Genomic DNA, 14,979 nt, shown 5'->3' with positions numbered 1-14,979 from the left:
TCGTGCAATAGGCATCGGGATGCTCTTGATGGCTGGAGGGATTGGCACATGGCCGACGAACGCGAGCGCAGCCCGGAAGTCGGCAAGGATCAGCCGGCGACCGGCGCTGAAGCGGGAAGCCCGGACCAGGCCGAGCCGGCAGGCGGAGCGTCCGGCACCTCCCAGGGTACTCCCGTAGCCGCGGGCGGAGCGTCTGCGGGCCAGGGAGGCCAGGGGGGGCAGGAGGCCGCCGGCGCGTCGGCGCGGCCCAAGGTGGATCCGGAAAAGCTGGCCGCAGCCAGGGCAGCCGCAGCCAAGGCGGCAGCTGCGAAGGCGGAGGCCGGAGCGGGCAAGGGTGGCGGAGCCGGGGGGCCGGGATCCGCAGCCGGTGCGGCGGCCAGACCCGCGGCCCGGGCCGGTGGGCATGGTGCCGCCGCCCGCCGGGACGAGCCCGTTACGCGCCGCGACTTCCTGCACTGGGCCCTCTGGGGATCGGCCTTGCTCTGGCTCGGCCAGTTCGCCGGGAACTTCGCCTATTACTTCTGGCCGCGGAAGGTCGGCTTCTTCGGGCAGAAGATCAACATCGGGCCGGTGTCCAACTTCCCGGTGGGGTCGGTCACCAAGGTGGACGCGGGCAAGTTCTACCTGGTGCACACGGAGCAGGGGCTCATCGCCCTGTACTGGCGCTGCACCCACCTGGGCTGCACGGTGCCGTGGAAGCCGGAAGAACGGCCCGACGCGGGCGGCTGCTTCTGCTGCCCCTGCCACGGTTCGCAGTTCAACAAGGTCGGTGAGAAGATCGGCGGCCCTGCCCCGCGGCCTATGGACTACTTCCCCATCGAGATCGATGCCGCGGGCAACGTGTGGGTCGACACCGGCCGTGTGCAGCAGCGCCAGGCCTTTGACCCCAGCCAGCTGACACCGGTCTCGTAATCCGGCCGTCCCGGGGGTCGTCCCCCGGGGAGGCCGTCCGGAGGCGGATCCGGCGGAGCGTGAGGGCGTCCCGTACCCGCTTCGTCCCGCCGGTTGCGACGGGGGCCAGGGGCCGGTGAGGCCGGGTGCCACGGCGAGGAGGTTGGGACCATGTTCGAGGTACTGGAATCCGTTGAACTTCTGGCCGTGATGATCGTGATCTTTCTCTGCTTGGTGGCGGTTGACACCGTGGAGCGGTTCACGGGACGCCCGCTGGAGAAGTCCGGCGAGGACGACTGACTCCCGCCCGCGCGGAAAGGAGTCCCAGCCTTGAGCAAGCGCAAAGTCGTCGCCCTGTCACTGCTCTGGGTGCTGATCCTGATCATCCAGGGGTACTGGCTCTTCGAAAGCCAGCGCATGACCAAGGCGTCGGCGGCGGCGCGGGAAGAACAGGCCGCCCACGGCGCCCAGCTCTACGCCCAGAACTGCATGCTGTGCCACGGGCCGGTGGGCGAGGGCATCATCGGCCCCCCCCTGAACCGGGAGGAGTTCCGGGCCGAGGGCAAGACGCCCATCCAGGCCGCGACCATCCAGGACTTCCTGACCAAGGTGATCGCTCGCGGCCGGCCGGGGTTCGACCACAACACGTGGGAGATCGAGGACGGCAAGATCCACTCGTATACCCGGATGCCCACTTGGTCGACCGCGGATAACGGGCCGCTCAACGAGCAGCAGATCCGCGACCTGGTGACCTTCCTGATGTACGGGAACTGGCAGGAGCCCAGCAAGCATGCCGCGGCTCCCGAGGTGGCGCGCCTCACCGTGACGGAATACGTCCAGAACCAGGATACCGGCCAGCAGGAGCAGCGTACCCGGCCGGTGACGGCGCAGGATCTGGACGTCAAGGCGGCGGGCCTGACGGACGAAGAGAACCAGCGGGCCAAGGAACTCTTCGTCAAGATGAACTGCATCCAGTGCCACACCCTGGGCAGCTACGGCGGGGTGGTCGGGCCCAACCTGACCCGCGCCGGGGAATGGCTCCCCAGCCTGGAGTTCACCGAGCGCTGGATCACCGACCCGCAGTCCTTCGAGCCCTGGGAGCGGATGCCCTCCGTGTGGCATGGTCAGGGCACCCCGGTGGACCTGACCGAGGTGTATCGCAAGGAAGCGGAGAAGTTCCGCAGCATCATGCCGCCGTACAAGGATGCCCTGTCACAGGAGGAGATTCGCCTGCTGGCCCGCTTCTTGATGGGTCTCGGCGACGTGGACCAGCGCGCCGCCCAGGAGCCCAACCCGGCTGAAAGTGCCGGCAATACGGGTGAGCAGGGGCAAGGACAAGGCGGCGGGTCGGGTTCCCAGGGTGGTGGCGCCGGCGGTGGCTCCTGACCGCCGCCCATGCCTACTTCAGGCCGCCCAGCTGGTGGCCGCATCGCGCCGCGTCTCAGGGGAGGGGCACCGGGTGCCGTGAGCCGGTGCCCCCTATGGTTTGTGCGGGTCCCCCCTCTGCGGACCCTTCGCCCGTCGCACAGGAGGTCGTGAGGGTATGAGCGGTTCCTCCAGCACGGCAGGCCCGGCTACGTCCACCACCGGGGCCGCTAACCAGCAAGGCTGGATCGGCACCCCGCTCCGGCCCCCGCCGCTGCCCTGGGGCTGGGCTGCGGCGTGCCTCGCCTTCGGGTGGGGCGCGGGTTCGCTGTTCCGCTTGCGCCAGCTGACCGGCGTGAACGTCCTGGACATGTTCGGATTCTGGTGCCTGGTGGGGGCCGGGCTGGCGGCGGCCCGCTTCTTCACCCTGTTGCAGGTGGCCGACGGCCGGCGGCGCTTGCTGGACGCGGTGGACCAGCTGCCACCGGGCATCTTGCGGGTGGCCCTGCCCGCGGCCCACAGGGGTCCAGCCGGGCGGGGCGGTGCGGAGATCCTGCTGGTGGGCTCCAACCGGGCGTGGGTTTTGGGTACGCTGGATCTGTCGGCCGCCGCCCGGCCACGATCAGCCCGAAAGCAGCTCCGGCGGGCCTGCGACTTGCTGCAGGCAGGTGCCAGGTCGCTGGGCGAGTCGCTGGCCGCCGCCGGCCTTGCCTGGCCGGAATCCCTACAGCCGGTCCTGGTGCTGACCCGGCGCCCGGCCGGCGGGCCGGTGCTGGAGCACGGCTGCTGGCAGCTGAATCCCGAGCACCTCGGCCGGCTGGTTTTGCAATCGGCCGAGGCTCAAGGATCCCCTCACGTGACGGAGCGGCTCACCGCGTGGTACGCCGCGGCGGCTGCCGGGAAACCTCCCCGGCCGGAGGATGCCTCCGATGCCGCAGAGCGGCGCGGGCGAGCCGGCACCCCCTCGCGCTCCTGAGGATCGAGGGGAGCCGATCCGGCCGGCGTTCCCGCCGGGCGAGGTACAGGAACGGTCCCGGACGCGTTGCCGCTGCCGGACCGTTCCCTTGCGGAGGAGGACCTGCTGGACATGCCCTCGTTCTTGCAGGTGGCGGTTCTGCTGGCGCTGGTCATCACCGCGGCGAAGGGCGCCGGCGCGCTTTCCAAGCGGCTCGGCCAGCCTGCCGTATTTGGGGAGTTGCTGGCCGGGATCCTGCTGGGTCCCACCCTGCTGGACATCCTCCACTGGCCGCTGTTCTCCGATCCCCAATATCTCGAGCATCTGGTGGGCGACCTGGCCGAGCTGGGTGTGATTTTTCTGATGTTCCTGGCCGGTCTGGAGACCGACCTGCAGGAGATGCGCAAGGTGGGCGCGGCCGCCTTCTCCGGCGCCGCCGGCGGGGTGGCCCTGCCTTTCCTGAGCGGCACGGCCCTCGGCCTCGCCTTTGGCTTTCCCGTCTACGAGAGCATCTTCATCGGCACCATCCTGACCGCCACCTCCGTCAGCATCACCGCCCAGACCTTGCTGGAATTGGGCCGGCTGCGGTCCCGCGAAGGCACCACGGTCCTTGGTGCCGCCGTCATCGACGACGTGATGGGGATCGTGATCCTCTCGGTGGTGGTGGCGCTGCATCAGGCCGGGATGGCCACGGCACCCCTGGCGGGCCAGGCCGCCGCGGCCGCCGGTTCCGAGGGGCCCGCAGCCGGAGCCGGTGCGGCAGGGCTGGCGACCGTGGCCCTCATCCTCCTCCGCATGGCCGCCTTCTTCGCGGCTGCCCTCGCCGCTGGGCGGTGGGTCCTGCCCTGGTTGCTCCGCCAGGCTGGCCGGTGGCCTGGCACGGAACCCCAGTTTGCCATGGCGCTGGTCTCCGGCCTGCTGCTGGCCGTCGCCGCGGAGGAACTGGGCGGCGTGGCGGCCATCACCGGGTCGTACATGGCGGGCGTGATGCTCGCCCTGGTCCCCGAGTTGAAGCAGGCGGTGGAAGAACGGCTGGCCATCCTGGCCTACGGCTTTTTCGTCCCCATCTTCTTTGTCAACATCGGCCTCGAAGCCAACCTGGTCCAGTCGGTGGCCGCCAGCGGCCCGGGCTTTCTCGTCCTCATCCTGGTGGCGGCGGTCCTGGGGAAGATCGTGGGTTCCGGGCTGGGGGTGCGCCCCTTCGGCTTCGGCTGGATGGAGGCGCTGCGGGTGGGCATCGGCATGGTCAGCCGGGGCGAGGTCGCCCTGATCGTGGCCGGCATCGGGCTTCAGGAGGGCGTCATCTCCCAGGCGGTGTTCTCCGTGATGGTGGTGATGACCCTCTTCACCACCCTGATCACGCCCATCCTGCTGCGCTGGTCCTTCGGCAGGGCTCCCGGATCGCCGTCGGGTGCCGCCGCCTACTCGCCCATCCCGGGTACCCGCTCGGGAGAAGCCGGCTGATGGCGCCGGAAGGGGGTCGGAACCGTTTGAAAGTGATGGTCGCTGTCGACGGCTCGCCGCCCTCGGCCCGGGCCGTGGACATGGCCGGGCGCCTCATCCAGGGAAGGGACGGCGCCCAGGTGATCCTGATCCACTGCGTATCCGGCATGAGCGGTGACCTGTTCGTCGGTCTTGACGCCGTGTACCGGTTCATGGAGGAATCGGAGCGCCTCGGCCGGTCCATCCTGGACGCCGCCGCCCGGCGCCTGCCCGAGCCCCGCCCCCCGGTCCTCCAGCTGCTGCACCGCGGTGACCCGGGCCGCGAGATCGTGGCGGTGGCCCGGGAACAAAGGCCTGACCTCCTGGTCGTCGGCCGCCGGGGCTTGGGCCGGCTGCAGGCGGCGCTGCTGGGCAGCGTGAGCTCCTATGTGATCGAGCACTGGGACGGGCCGGTGCTCGTCGTCCAGTAGCGAGGCAAGGGCCAGGGCTGCAACGCAAGGACCCGGCCCGCAAGGACCGGGGGCCAAGGAACAGGGGCCGGCGCCGTTGGCCCGCGCCGGCCCCTGCCCGTTTTCCTGCGGTACCTTCCGCCACGGCACCTGTGCACTGCTTAGAAGCTGCGGCCCCCCATGGCCATCAGCGACACCTCGGCCCAGCGGACAAAGGCCTCGGGCCAGAGCCCCAGCACCAGGGTAAAGAACACGCACACCACCAGCACGGTCCAGATGGGCGCCGGCACGGCCACCGGGGTGTCGGGGACGGGCTCCTTCTCCGGCGACACCACGTACATGTACCGCACCAGGTTGTAGTAGTAGCCCACGGAGATCACGCTGTTGAGGGCCACCACCACAGGCAGCCAGTAGTTGCCCGCGGCCACCAGGGACCGGAACACCGAGAACTTGGCCATGAACCCGGCCGTGGGCGGCAGGCCGACCAGGGAGACCAGGAACACCACCAGCAGGGCGGCCAGCAGCGGCTCCCGGCGGGCTAGGCCGGCGAAATCCCGCACCTCCCGGCCCTCGCCCTGGACCTGCAGGGCGGTGATCACCGCAAAGGCCCCCACGTTCATGAAGGTATAGGCCATCACGTAGTACAGGACGGCCGGCCGGCTCAGCTCGGTGGCCGCGGCGACGGCCGCCAGGATGTACCCTGCCTGGGCGATGGACGAATAGGCCATCAGGCGCTTGACGTCCGTCTGCCGCAGGGCCGCCACGTTGGCCACGGTCATGGTCAGCACGGCCAGGAGGACGAAGGCCAGCTGCCAGCTGCCCTGGGCGCCGCCCAGGCCGCCGTAGAACACCCGCAGGATGGCGGCGAAGGCCGCACCCTCCGACGCCACCGCCAGGTAGGCGGTGATGGGCGTGGGCGCGCCCTGGTAGGCGTCAGGAAGCCACAGGTGGAAGGGCACCGCGCCCGCCTTGAAGGCCAGCCCGGCCAGGAGGAAGGCGATGCCCAGGGCCAGCACCGGCGCCGGCAGCGGCCCCGCGGTGGCGCCGCCCTGCAGGGCCTGGCCCGCCTGCTGGGCCAGTTCGACCAGGTCGAAGGTGCCCGTGGCCCCGTAGAGCAGGGAGATACCGAAGAGCAGGATACCTGAGCTCAAGGCGCCGTTGAGGAAGTACTTCAGCGAGGCCTCCTGGGAGCGTGGATCGGTGCGCATCAGGCCGGCCAGCGCGTAGGAGCTGAGGGACAGCAGCTCCAGGCCGAGGTAGAAGGTCAGCAGGTTGGCCGCTCCTGCCATGAACAGGGCCCCGGTGGTGGCCAGCAGCAGCAGGCTGAAGTACTCCCCCGCGGCGATGCCCCGGGCGGCCACGTAGTCGATGGAAATCAGGGCCACCAGCGCCGTGGCGATGAGGAACACGGCCTTGAAAAAGGCCGCGTAGCCGTCGCTGGCGACCATGTTCCCCAGGATGGGCCCCGGCTGGGTCAGGTCGCGCCGGATGAGGATCATGGCCACGACCACCCCCAGCACGGCCAGGTAACCGATCCAGTCCCGGCGCGCCCCTGCGGCGCTGCTCAAAGGGACGGAGCCGGTTCCCGCCCCCGAGGCCACGGCCCCCTGGGCTTCCACCCGCCCGCCCGCAAAGGCGTCCGCCAGCAGGAGGATCATGGCCGTGAAGACCAGGACGATCTCGGGCAGGAGATAGACCAGTTCTCCAGCCGATGGCACTGGCATCCTCACATCCCCCCCAACTTGGCGACGAATTGCGCGACGGGCGTGCTCAGGACCTGGGTCAGCAACCCCGGCATCCAGCCCAAAAGCAGCATGGCCGCCACCAGGGGCACGAAGGTCACCAGCTCGCGGGCCGACACGTCAGGCAACCCCTGCCACTCCGGCCTGGGCCCGCCCATGGTCACCCGCTGCAGCATGGTGAGGTTGTACATGGCACCGCCCACCAGGCCGATCAGGGCGACGTACACCGCCACCGGGAACACCGGCAGGGTCCCCATCAGGGTGAAGAACTCGCCGATGAAGGTGCTGAACCCGGGCAGTCCCAGGTTGGCAAAGGCGGCGATGCCCAGGAAGGTGGCCGCCACCGGCGTGGTGCGGAACATGCCCCCCAGCCGGTCGAAATCCCGCGTGTGGGTGCGGTCATACCAGAAGCCCACCAGCAGGAACAGCAGGGCCGAGGCCAGGCCGTGGGCCACCATCATGAACACCGCGGCCATGGTCGCCGATTGGCCCGCCTGGAGCACCACCTGGGGATCGCGCCCCGCCAGCTGGGCCGCCTCCGCCGCCGCCGGCGCCGCCGCCGCGGCCGCCAGGGCCAGGACCACGAAGCCCATCTGGCTGACCGACGAGTAGGCCACCAGCCGCTTGAAGTCCCGCTGGCCCAGCGCCGTGAAGGCGCCGTAGAGGATGGCGATCACCGCCAGCACGGCCAGGGTGCCGGCCAGGTCCCGGGCCACGTCGGGCATGGTGGGCCAGGTGATGCGCATCATGCCGTAGGTGCCCATCTTCAGCAGGACCGCGGCCAGGATCACGCTGATGGGGGTCGGCGCCTCCACGTGGGCGTCGGGCAGCCAGGTGTGCACCGGCCACATGGGCGTCTTGATGGCGAACCCGGCGAACAGCAGCACGAACAGCGGCAGCTTGAGCGCCTGCGGCACCGCCGCTGGCGCCCGGCGCGCCAGTTCCACCATGTCGAAAGTGCTGGCGCCCGTGAGGAAGTACAGGCCCAGGATGCCCACGATCAGCACGATGCTGCCGACCAGGGTGTAGATGAAGAACTTCAGGGAGGCGTAGTCCCGGCGCGGGCCGCCCCAGATGCCGATAAGGAAGTACATGGGAATCAGGGACAGCTCGAAGAACACGTAGAACAGCAGGTAGTCGAGCGCCAGGAACACGCCGAAGATCCCGGTCACCAGGATGCCCAGCAGCACCCAGTATTCCTTGACGCGCTGCTCGATGCCCCAGGAAGCCAGGGCCGCCAGAGGCGCGACCAGCGCCGTCAAGGCCACCAGGGGCAGGGACAGCCCGTCGACGCCCAGGTAGTACCAGGCGCCCAGGGTGGGGATCCAGCGGTAGCGCTCCACGAACTGCGGGCCGCCCGCGGCCGGGTCGAACCCGGCCCAGACCGCCGCCACCAGCAGCAGCGGCACGGCCAGGGCCACGGTCCCCACGAGGCGAATGGCCCGGTGGTTCTCCCGGGGGATCAGGAGGGTAAGCAGCGCGCCCGCCGCCGGCACCCCCAGGATCAGGCTGAGATAGGGCAGCGACGCGGACATCACCTCAGGCCTCCCGTCACTTGCAGGATCAGCAGCGCCAGCACCACCACGCCGGCGAAGAGGGTCAGCATGTACCCCTGCACCAGGCCGGTGGACCAGCGCCGCACCACCTCGCCCACGCCGGCCACCAGGCGGGCCACGCCGTTGACGATGCCGTCCACCACCAGCCGGTCGAAGCCGGCCACCAGCCGCGCCAGCGCGGACGAACCGCCCAGGACCACCACCTGGTAGGCCCGATCAAAGAACCACTTCTCCTGCAGGACGAAGTAGGGCGTGGCAAAGGCCGCGCGCAGGGTCTCGGGCGAGATCCAGCCCAGGCCGTACACCACGATGCCGAGAAGGATGCCGCCCACGGCGAACAAGGTGCCGAGCAGCACCACGACGGACTCGGGCTCGTGACCCGCCACGTGCTCGCCGAAGGTGATGAACTCGTGCACCGGTGCGCCGAACAGGGCCGGGGCCAGAAAGCCCGCGGCAAAGGCCGGGATGGCCAGCAAGACCAGCGGCCAGCGCAGCTCCGGCCCGCCCTCGTGGGCGTGCTCGTACTTGTGGACATCCCGCGGCCGGCCGAAGAAGGTCAGCACCACGGCCCGGGTCATGTAGAAGGCCGTCAGCCCGGCGGTCAGGGTGCCCACCCAGAAGAGCACCGGGTAGGGGGAGTGGTAGGCCGCCAGCAGGATCTCGTCCTTGGAGTAGAACCCGGCGAAGGGCCAGATGCCGGCCAGGGCCAGGGTGCCGACGATGAAGGTCAGGGCCGTCAGCTTCATCTTGCCGGCCAGGCCGCCCATCTCCCGCATGTCCTGGGTGTGCACGGCGTGGATCACGGCCCCCGAGCCCAGGAACAGCAGGGCCTTGAAGAAGCCGTGGGTCCACAGGTGGAACATGGCCGCCGCGTAGCCGCCCACCCCCAGGGCCATCACCATGTAGCCCAGCTGGCTGACCGTCGAGTAGGCCAGCACCTTCTTGATGTCCGTCTGCACCACGGCGATGGTTGCCGCCAGGAAGGCCGTGAAAGCTCCCAAGAAGGCCACCACTGCCAGGGCCGTGGCCGACTCGGCGAAGATGAAGTAGGTCCGGGCGACGAGGAACACGCCCGCGGCCACCATGGTGGCGGCGTGGATCAGGGCGCTGACGGGCGTGGGACCGGCCATGGCGTCGGGCAGCCACACGTGCAGCGGCGCCTGGGCCGACTTCCCCACCGCGCCGCCAAAGATCAGGAGGGCCGCCACGGTCATGGCCCGGGCGAAGTCCGGGGTCCCTGCCCCCGCCTGGTGCTCCACCCAGGCCTGCCAGTCGGCGAAACGCAGGCTGCCCGTCAGGTGGAACATGTACCAGAAGCCGGCCATCATCAGCACGTCGCCGATACGGGTGGTGATGAAGGCCTTGTACGCCGCCGCCTGGTTCTCCCGCTCCTCGAACCAGTGGCCGATGAGCAGGTAGGAGCAGGCGCCCATGATCTCCCACCAGATCAGCCAGAAGACGGCGTTGTCGGCGATGACCAGCCCGAGCATGCCCGCCGTGAACAGGGAGATCAGGGCAAAGTAGCGGTTGTAGCGGGCATCGCCATGCATGTAGCCCAGGGAGAAGATGTGCACCATCAAGCTGACGAACGACACCATCAAGAGCAGGGCCGCTTCCAGGTTGTCGACCCGGAACCCGGCCCGCAGTTCGAAGGAGCCGAACTGCAGCCACCGCCACGCGGCCTCGTAGGCCTCGGGGCGGGCCACCGCGTCCCGGAATACGCCCAGGGACAGGATCGCCGCCGCCACCATGCCGGTGACGCCGATCCAGCCCGCCCGCTCGCCCAGCCGGCGGCCGAAGAAGACCGTCAGCACGAAGGCCGCCAGGGGGAAGAGCGGGATCAACCAGGCCGATTCCACCACGCCGCTCACCTCGCAGTCCCGTCCGTACCCAGCCCGTTCCGTATCGCACCCCGGCCTGACCGTCGCGGGCTCAACCGCGCATCAGCCGGATCTTGTTGATGTCCACCTCGCCGCGGCGCCGCACCACCATCAGCACGATGCCGATGCCGATGGCCGCCTCCGCCGCCGCGATGGCGATGATGAACAGGCCGAAGATCTGCCCTTCCACCGACCCGGGGTCCAGGTACTGGTTCAGCGCCACCAGGTTGAGGTTGACGGCATTGAGCATCAGCTCGATGCACATCAGGATGCGGATGGCGTTGGTCCGGGTCAGGGCGCCCCACAGGCCGATGCCGAAGAGCAGGGTCCCCACCACGAGATAATCCAGCAAAGGAATGCCGCCCATCAGCGGCCCACCTCCCCTGCCGCACCGGCTCCACCGGACGAACCGGCCGCCGCCGTCACCCGGTCCCCGGCCGGCGAGGATCCGGCGGGCGTCCCGACCTGCGGCGCCCCGTCACCCGCGCCCTGCGCCGCCATGGCGCCCGGCACCCGGGCGACCGGCGCCGTGCGGGCCGCCCCCCCGTCGCGCCCGGCACGGCCGCGTTCTTCCGCCGTCTCGCGCCGCGTCAGGCCGATGGCGCCGATGAGGGCCGCCAATAGCGCGGCCGAGGCCACCTCGAAGGGGATGGCGTAGCGGGTGAACATCTCGCCCCCGATGGCCCGCAGGTCGTCGGCCACGGGCTCGCCCAGGGGAACCCGGGGCAGCTGGGCGGCGGCCAGGCCGGCCAGGACCACGGCCACCAGCACCCCGGCCACCACCACCGGCAGCCAGCCGTAGTAGGGCGACAGGAACCGGCGCCGCAGGCGCTCGCCCAGGGGAAGGTCGCCCGCGCCCCGCAGCTCCTCGGGGTCCGAGAGCATGATGGCGAAGACCACCACGGTCAGGATGGCCCCGACGTACACCAGCACGTGCAGCAGGGCGAAGGTCGGCGCCTTGAGCAGGATGAACAGGCCCGCCATGCCGACGAAGGTGAGCCCGAGGAACAGGGCGCTGTGGGCGATCTGCTCGCTGGTCACCACCCGCCAGGCACCCAGCAGCACCACCGCCGCCAGCACGGCGAAGATGACGGCCGTCCCGCTCATGGCTTCTCGCCTCCGGCCAGCCGGACGGCGTCGTACTGCTTCCAGATCTCCGCCAGCTGCTCCTTGTTGAAGATCAGGTTGGGCACCGAGTAGTCGGCGATCTCGAAGTGGTTCGCCATCTCCAGGGCGTCGAAGGGACAGGCCTCGACGCACAGGTTGCAGACCATGCAGCGCGACATGTCGATGTTGAAGACCTTGGGCCGGCGCAGGCGCTTGCCGTTCTCGTCGGTCTCCTCAATGACCTCGATGACGTTGACCGGGCAGGAGCGGGCGCACAGGCCGCAGGCCGTGCAGTTCAGGTCGCCCGTCTCCAGGTTGGTCTTGAGCACCGGGATGCCGCGGTAGCCCTTGGGCAGGTCGGGCCGCTCGTCCGGATAGTTCACCGTCACCGGCGGGCGGGCGGCCGACCGCCAGGTCACGGCATGGCCCGCCACCAGGCTCTTCGCGGTCTGCCAGATCTCAGCCAGGACGCTCATCCGTGGTCACCGCCTTTCAGACCAGGAACAACCCGGTGATGACCAGGTTCAGCAGGCCCACCGGGACGAGGAACTTCCAGCCCAGGTCCAGCAGCTGGTCGATGCGGATGCGCGGCAGGGTCCAGCGGATCCACATGGCCAGCAGGACGAAGGCGTAGGTCTTGATCAGGAACCACACCACCGGCGGCAGGATCGGCCCGTTCCACCCGCCGAAGAACAGGCTGGCCGCGATGGCGGACATGGTGAAGAGGTTGGTGTACTCGGCGAACATGAACATGCCCCAGCGGATCCCGCTGTACTCGGTGAAGTAGCCCGCCACCAGCTCCGATTCGGCCTCGGAGAGGTCGAAGGGCGTGCGGTTGAGCTCGGCGATGGCGGCGATGAGGAAGACGATGAAGCCGAGGAACTGCGGGAAGACGAACCAGTACCGCTTCTGGGCCTCCACGATGTCCTGCAGGCTGAGGCTGCCCGCCAGCATGACCACGCCCAGCACCGCCAGCACCAGCGGGATCTCGTAGGCCATCAGCTGGGCCGCGGCCCGCATGGCGCCGATCAGGGAGTACTTGTTGTTGGAACCCCACCCGGCCATGAAGATGCCGAACAGGGTGAAGGACGAGACGGCGCTGAGGAACAGCAGCCCCAGGTTGAAGTCGGGCTGGACGCCGAAACCGGGCCCCACGGGCAGGATGACGAACAAAAGCACCGCCGGCGCGAACACCACCACCGGCGCCGCCGCCCAGACCCAGCGGTCCGCCGCCGCGGGCATGACGTCCTCCTTGGAGAACATCTTGATGGCGTCGGCGAAGAGCTGGGCCCAGCCGTGGGGCTTGCCGACCCGGTAGGGCCCCACCCGGTATTGCATCCGGGCGGACACCTTCCGCTCCAGCCAGACCAGGAACATGAAGTTCACGCCGATGAAGGCGAGGGCAATGGTGGCCTTGAGGATGGCCCACAGCACCGCCACCAGCCACTCCGGCATCAGCGGTCGACCTCCCCGAGGACGATGTCGATGCTGCCGATGATGGCCACCACGTCGGCCACCAGGTGCCCCCTCGCCAGGATCGGCAGCAGCTGCAGGTTGACGAAGCAGGGCGAGCGCCAGCGGGCCCGGTAGGCGTTGGTGTCACCGGCCGCCACCAGGTAGACGCCCACCTCGCCCCGCGGTCCTTCCACCCGGTGGTACACCTCGCCGTAGGGGCGAATGGCCCGCGGTACCTTGGCCATCACCGGGCCGTCGGGCAGTTCCTTGACGGCCTGGCGAATGATCCGGGCGCTCTCCAGCATCTCGTACATGCGGACCAGGGCCCGGTCGTAGACGTCGCCGTTCTCCCCCACCGGAACGTCGAACTCGAACCGGTCGTAGGGCAGGTAGTTGTCGGCCTTGCGCACGTCGTACTTGATGCCCGAACCCCGCAGCACCGGCCCGCTGGCGCCGTAGGCCACGGCCACCTCCGGCTTCAGCACGCCGATGCCCCGGGTGCGGCGAATGAAGATTGGGTTTTCGATGAGCAGCTTCATGAATTCGGGCCAGTACTTGTTCTCCAGCTGGTCCAGGAAGGAGAGCAGGTCTTCGATCCAGCCGTCGGGCACGTCGTTGCGCAGGCCGCCGATGCGCAGGTATGCGTAGAGGAACCGCGCGCCGGTGGCCTGCTCGAAGAGCTTGTAGCAGTACTCGCGGGCGGTGAAGGCGTGGAGGAACGCCGTCACCGCACCCAGGTCCAGGCCGAAGGTACCGAACCACAGCAGGTGGCTGGTGATGCGCTGCAGCTCGGAGAAGATCACCCGCAGGATCTGGGCCCGCTCGGGCACCTCCAGGCCCGTCAGCTTCTCCACCGCCTGCACCAGGGCCAGCTCGTTGGTGATGGCGGCCAGGTAGTCGTTCCGGTCCGAGAAGGGGACCGTCATGGCGTACGTCATGTACTCGGCGATCTTTTCCCAGTTGCGGTGCAGGTAGCCGATGTCGGGCTGGGCGTCGACCACCGTCTCGCCGTCCAGGCTGAGCACGACCCGCAACACCCCGTGGGTGCTGGGGTGCTGGGGGCCCATGCTCATGGTCATGGTCTGGCGCCCGCCTTCCAGGGGCTCGATCCGCACCCGGTCCCCCAGGCGTGGATCCAGCTCCAGCGGCTGCACCGGTTCCCGCGTCAGGCTCACGGCCCTCACCTCGCCTTCCCTATGCCCATACCAGCCCTTCCGGCGCGTTCATGCCCTGCCGGCCCCTCGCCGCGCCCTCACCGGCACCCGCTCCGCCGGGCCGGCGCACCGGCAGGCGGTCCCTCCGCCGCCGTCAGCGCGGCCGCACCTTGCGCTCCCGCTTGGGCCGCCGGTCGACGAAGTCCTTGCGCAGCGGGAACACGTCGTCCGGCGTCCACGGCGGCATCAGGATCCGCCGCAGGTCCGGGTGGCCGCTGAAGCGGACCCCGAACATGTCGAAGGCCTCCCGCTCATGCCAGCCCGCGCCGGGCCAGACTTCCACCACGCTGGGGACCTCCGGCTGCTCCTTGCTCACGTTGACCTTGACCGTCAGGCGCCGGTCGTGGCCCACTCCCCGCAGCTGGTAGACCACCTGCAGAGCGTCCTTGTAGTCGACGCCGCAGAGATCGGACAGGTAGTCGAACCCCAGCTGGGGATCGTCGCGGAGGAACCGGGCCACCTCCAGCCACCGCTCCGCAGGCACGGTCACGATGGGGCAGCCGTCGGCGGTGGCAGCCACCGGATCGAAGCTCACGTCGGGAAAGGCTTCCCGCAGGCGGGCCACCACCGGATCCACCCCCGGCTCGGCGCCAGCCTCTCCGGCGGGTGCCTTCTTCTTGGCCTTGGGATCGACGAAGGTCCCCTCCGCCGGAAGCGGCAGCGCTTCAAGAAGGGGCTTGTCGTCCTGGTGCGTGTGCAGCGGGCGGCCGTCCCCGGCTTGGGCGGGCGCCGCCTCAGGGTGTTCGGCCACAGGTTCTTCCCCCCATCCTTCGGGCACGCCGCCGGGCCGGGGCCGCCGGGCCTAGGCAGCCGGGACGCACCGGCGTCCTGCCTGGCGGATCCAGCCGGGCCCGGCCCTTGGCGCCGGCTCGTCCGCTCCGGCGGCCGCCGCCGGTGCGGGGCCCCAGGCAAACGCCAGCCC

Annotated in this window: 15 protein-coding genes; 6 read left to right on the top strand and 9 right to left on the bottom strand. The window is 69.9% G+C overall.

The genetic code is table 11. The features are described 5' to 3' along the window. Positions 1–48 precede the first annotated feature (48 nt). The 6 genes from DYI95_RS01430 (at position 49) to DYI95_RS01410 (ending at position 5,124) form a co-directional block, all read left to right on the top strand. A complete protein-coding gene (locus DYI95_RS01430; protein WP_116901158.1) occupies positions 49–912 on the top strand; it encodes a ubiquinol-cytochrome c reductase iron-sulfur subunit in 864 nt (287 codons plus the stop codon). A gap of 150 nt (positions 913–1,062) precedes the next feature. Then, the gene (locus DYI95_RS12795; protein ID WP_006904526.1) at positions 1,063–1,191 is read left to right on the top strand and encodes a hypothetical protein; all 129 of its coding nucleotides are present in this window, start codon (positions 1,063–1,065) and stop codon (positions 1,189–1,191) included. 30 nt (positions 1,192–1,221) lie between these two features. Continuing rightward, the gene (locus DYI95_RS01425; RefSeq protein ID WP_116901159.1) at positions 1,222–2,277 is read left to right on the top strand and encodes a c-type cytochrome; all 1,056 of its coding nucleotides are present in this window, start codon (positions 1,222–1,224) and stop codon (positions 2,275–2,277) included. Between the two features lie 157 nt (positions 2,278–2,434). After that, a complete protein-coding gene (locus DYI95_RS01420) occupies positions 2,435–3,232 on the top strand; it encodes a hypothetical protein (RefSeq protein ID WP_116901160.1) in 798 nt (265 codons plus the stop codon). 111 nt (positions 3,233–3,343) lie between these two features. Further along, entirely contained in the window at positions 3,344–4,675 is a 1,332-nt protein-coding gene (locus tag DYI95_RS01415) for a cation:proton antiporter (protein WP_116901287.1), read from the top strand. A gap of 35 nt (positions 4,676–4,710) precedes the next feature. Continuing rightward, positions 4,711–5,124 (top strand): universal stress protein, encoded by a 414-nt coding sequence (locus tag DYI95_RS01410; RefSeq protein WP_243149900.1) that lies wholly within the window; start codon positions 4,711–4,713, stop codon positions 5,122–5,124. Between the two features lie 140 nt (positions 5,125–5,264). On the opposite strand, the gene DYI95_RS01405 is transcribed toward DYI95_RS01410, so the two are convergent. The 9 genes from DYI95_RS01405 to DYI95_RS01365 form a co-directional block, all read right to left on the bottom strand. Further along, complete coding sequence (locus DYI95_RS01405) at positions 5,265–6,827, bottom strand: NADH-quinone oxidoreductase subunit N (RefSeq protein ID WP_116901162.1); 1,563 nt, start codon at positions 6,825–6,827, stop codon at positions 5,265–5,267. Positions 6,828–6,829: 2 nt separating this feature from the next. After that, positions 6,830–8,380 carry a NuoM family protein gene (locus DYI95_RS01400; RefSeq protein ID WP_116901163.1) on the bottom strand — a complete coding sequence of 517 codons (1,551 nt, stop codon included), beginning with the start codon at positions 8,378–8,380 and terminating at the stop codon, positions 6,830–6,832. After that, positions 8,380–10,263, bottom strand: a complete 1,884-nt coding sequence (gene nuoL / locus DYI95_RS01395) for an NADH-quinone oxidoreductase subunit L (RefSeq protein ID WP_116901164.1) — start codon at positions 10,261–10,263, stop codon at positions 8,380–8,382. Before nuoL ends, DYI95_RS01400 begins: the two co-directional genes overlap by 1 nt. A gap of 70 nt (positions 10,264–10,333) precedes the next feature. Continuing rightward, positions 10,334–10,648 carry an NADH-quinone oxidoreductase subunit NuoK gene (gene nuoK, locus DYI95_RS01390; protein WP_116901165.1) on the bottom strand — a complete coding sequence of 105 codons (315 nt, stop codon included), beginning with the start codon at positions 10,646–10,648 and terminating at the stop codon, positions 10,334–10,336. Beyond that, complete coding sequence (locus DYI95_RS01385) at positions 10,648–11,388, bottom strand: NADH-quinone oxidoreductase subunit J (RefSeq protein WP_116901166.1); 741 nt, start codon at positions 11,386–11,388, stop codon at positions 10,648–10,650. Before DYI95_RS01385 ends, nuoK begins: the two co-directional genes overlap by 1 nt. Further along, on the bottom strand, positions 11,385–11,864 hold the full coding sequence (locus DYI95_RS01380) for an NADH-quinone oxidoreductase subunit I (RefSeq protein WP_006904537.1): 480 nt from the start codon (positions 11,862–11,864) through the stop codon (positions 11,385–11,387). The genes DYI95_RS01385 and DYI95_RS01380 overlap by 4 nt, the downstream gene beginning before the upstream one ends. 16 nt (positions 11,865–11,880) lie before the next feature. After that, positions 11,881–12,843, bottom strand: a complete 963-nt coding sequence (gene nuoH, locus DYI95_RS01375; protein WP_116901167.1) for an NADH-quinone oxidoreductase subunit NuoH — start codon at positions 12,841–12,843, stop codon at positions 11,881–11,883. Further along, positions 12,843–14,018 (bottom strand): NADH-quinone oxidoreductase subunit D, encoded by a 1,176-nt coding sequence (locus DYI95_RS01370; RefSeq protein ID WP_116901168.1) that lies wholly within the window; start codon positions 14,016–14,018, stop codon positions 12,843–12,845. Before DYI95_RS01370 ends, nuoH begins: the two co-directional genes overlap by 1 nt. Before the next feature lie 133 nt (positions 14,019–14,151). Next, on the bottom strand, positions 14,152–14,808 hold the full coding sequence (locus DYI95_RS01365; protein ID WP_116901169.1) for an NADH-quinone oxidoreductase subunit C: 657 nt from the start codon (positions 14,806–14,808) through the stop codon (positions 14,152–14,154). Between the last annotated feature and the right edge of the window lie 171 nt (positions 14,809–14,979).

The sequence above is a fragment of the Thermaerobacter sp. PB12/4term genome (genome assembly GCF_003403315.2).
Classification (GTDB): Bacteria; Bacillota; Sulfobacillia; order Thermaerobacterales; family Thermaerobacteraceae; genus Thermaerobacter.
Note: the sequence above shows the minus strand (reverse complement) of the source record. Positions and strands in the feature narration are given on the sequence as shown.

Coding starts and splice junctions, on each gene's coding strand:
- DYI95_RS01430 (WP_116901158.1), top strand. CDS start 49: ATGGCCGACGAACGCGAGCGCAGCCCGGAAGTCGGCAAGGATCAGCCG.
- DYI95_RS12795 (WP_006904526.1), top strand. CDS start 1,063: ATGTTCGAGGTACTGGAATCCGTTGAACTTCTGGCCGTGATGATCGTG.
- DYI95_RS01420 (WP_116901160.1), top strand. CDS start 2,435: ATGAGCGGTTCCTCCAGCACGGCAGGCCCGGCTACGTCCACCACCGGG.
- DYI95_RS01415 (WP_116901287.1), top strand. CDS start 3,344: ATGCCCTCGTTCTTGCAGGTGGCGGTTCTGCTGGCGCTGGTCATCACC.
- DYI95_RS01410 (WP_243149900.1), top strand. CDS start 4,711: ATGGTCGCTGTCGACGGCTCGCCGCCCTCGGCCCGGGCCGTGGACATG.
- DYI95_RS01405 (WP_116901162.1), bottom strand. CDS start 6,827: ATGCCAGTGCCATCGGCTGGAGAACTGGTCTATCTCCTGCCCGAGATC.
- DYI95_RS01400 (WP_116901163.1), bottom strand. CDS start 8,380: ATGTCCGCGTCGCTGCCCTATCTCAGCCTGATCCTGGGGGTGCCGGCG.
- nuoK (WP_116901165.1), bottom strand. CDS start 10,648: ATGGGCGGCATTCCTTTGCTGGATTATCTCGTGGTGGGGACCCTGCTC.
- DYI95_RS01385 (WP_116901166.1), bottom strand. CDS start 11,388: ATGAGCGGGACGGCCGTCATCTTCGCCGTGCTGGCGGCGGTGGTGCTG.
- DYI95_RS01380 (WP_006904537.1), bottom strand. CDS start 11,864: ATGAGCGTCCTGGCTGAGATCTGGCAGACCGCGAAGAGCCTGGTGGCG.
- nuoH (WP_116901167.1), bottom strand. CDS start 12,843: ATGCCGGAGTGGCTGGTGGCGGTGCTGTGGGCCATCCTCAAGGCCACC.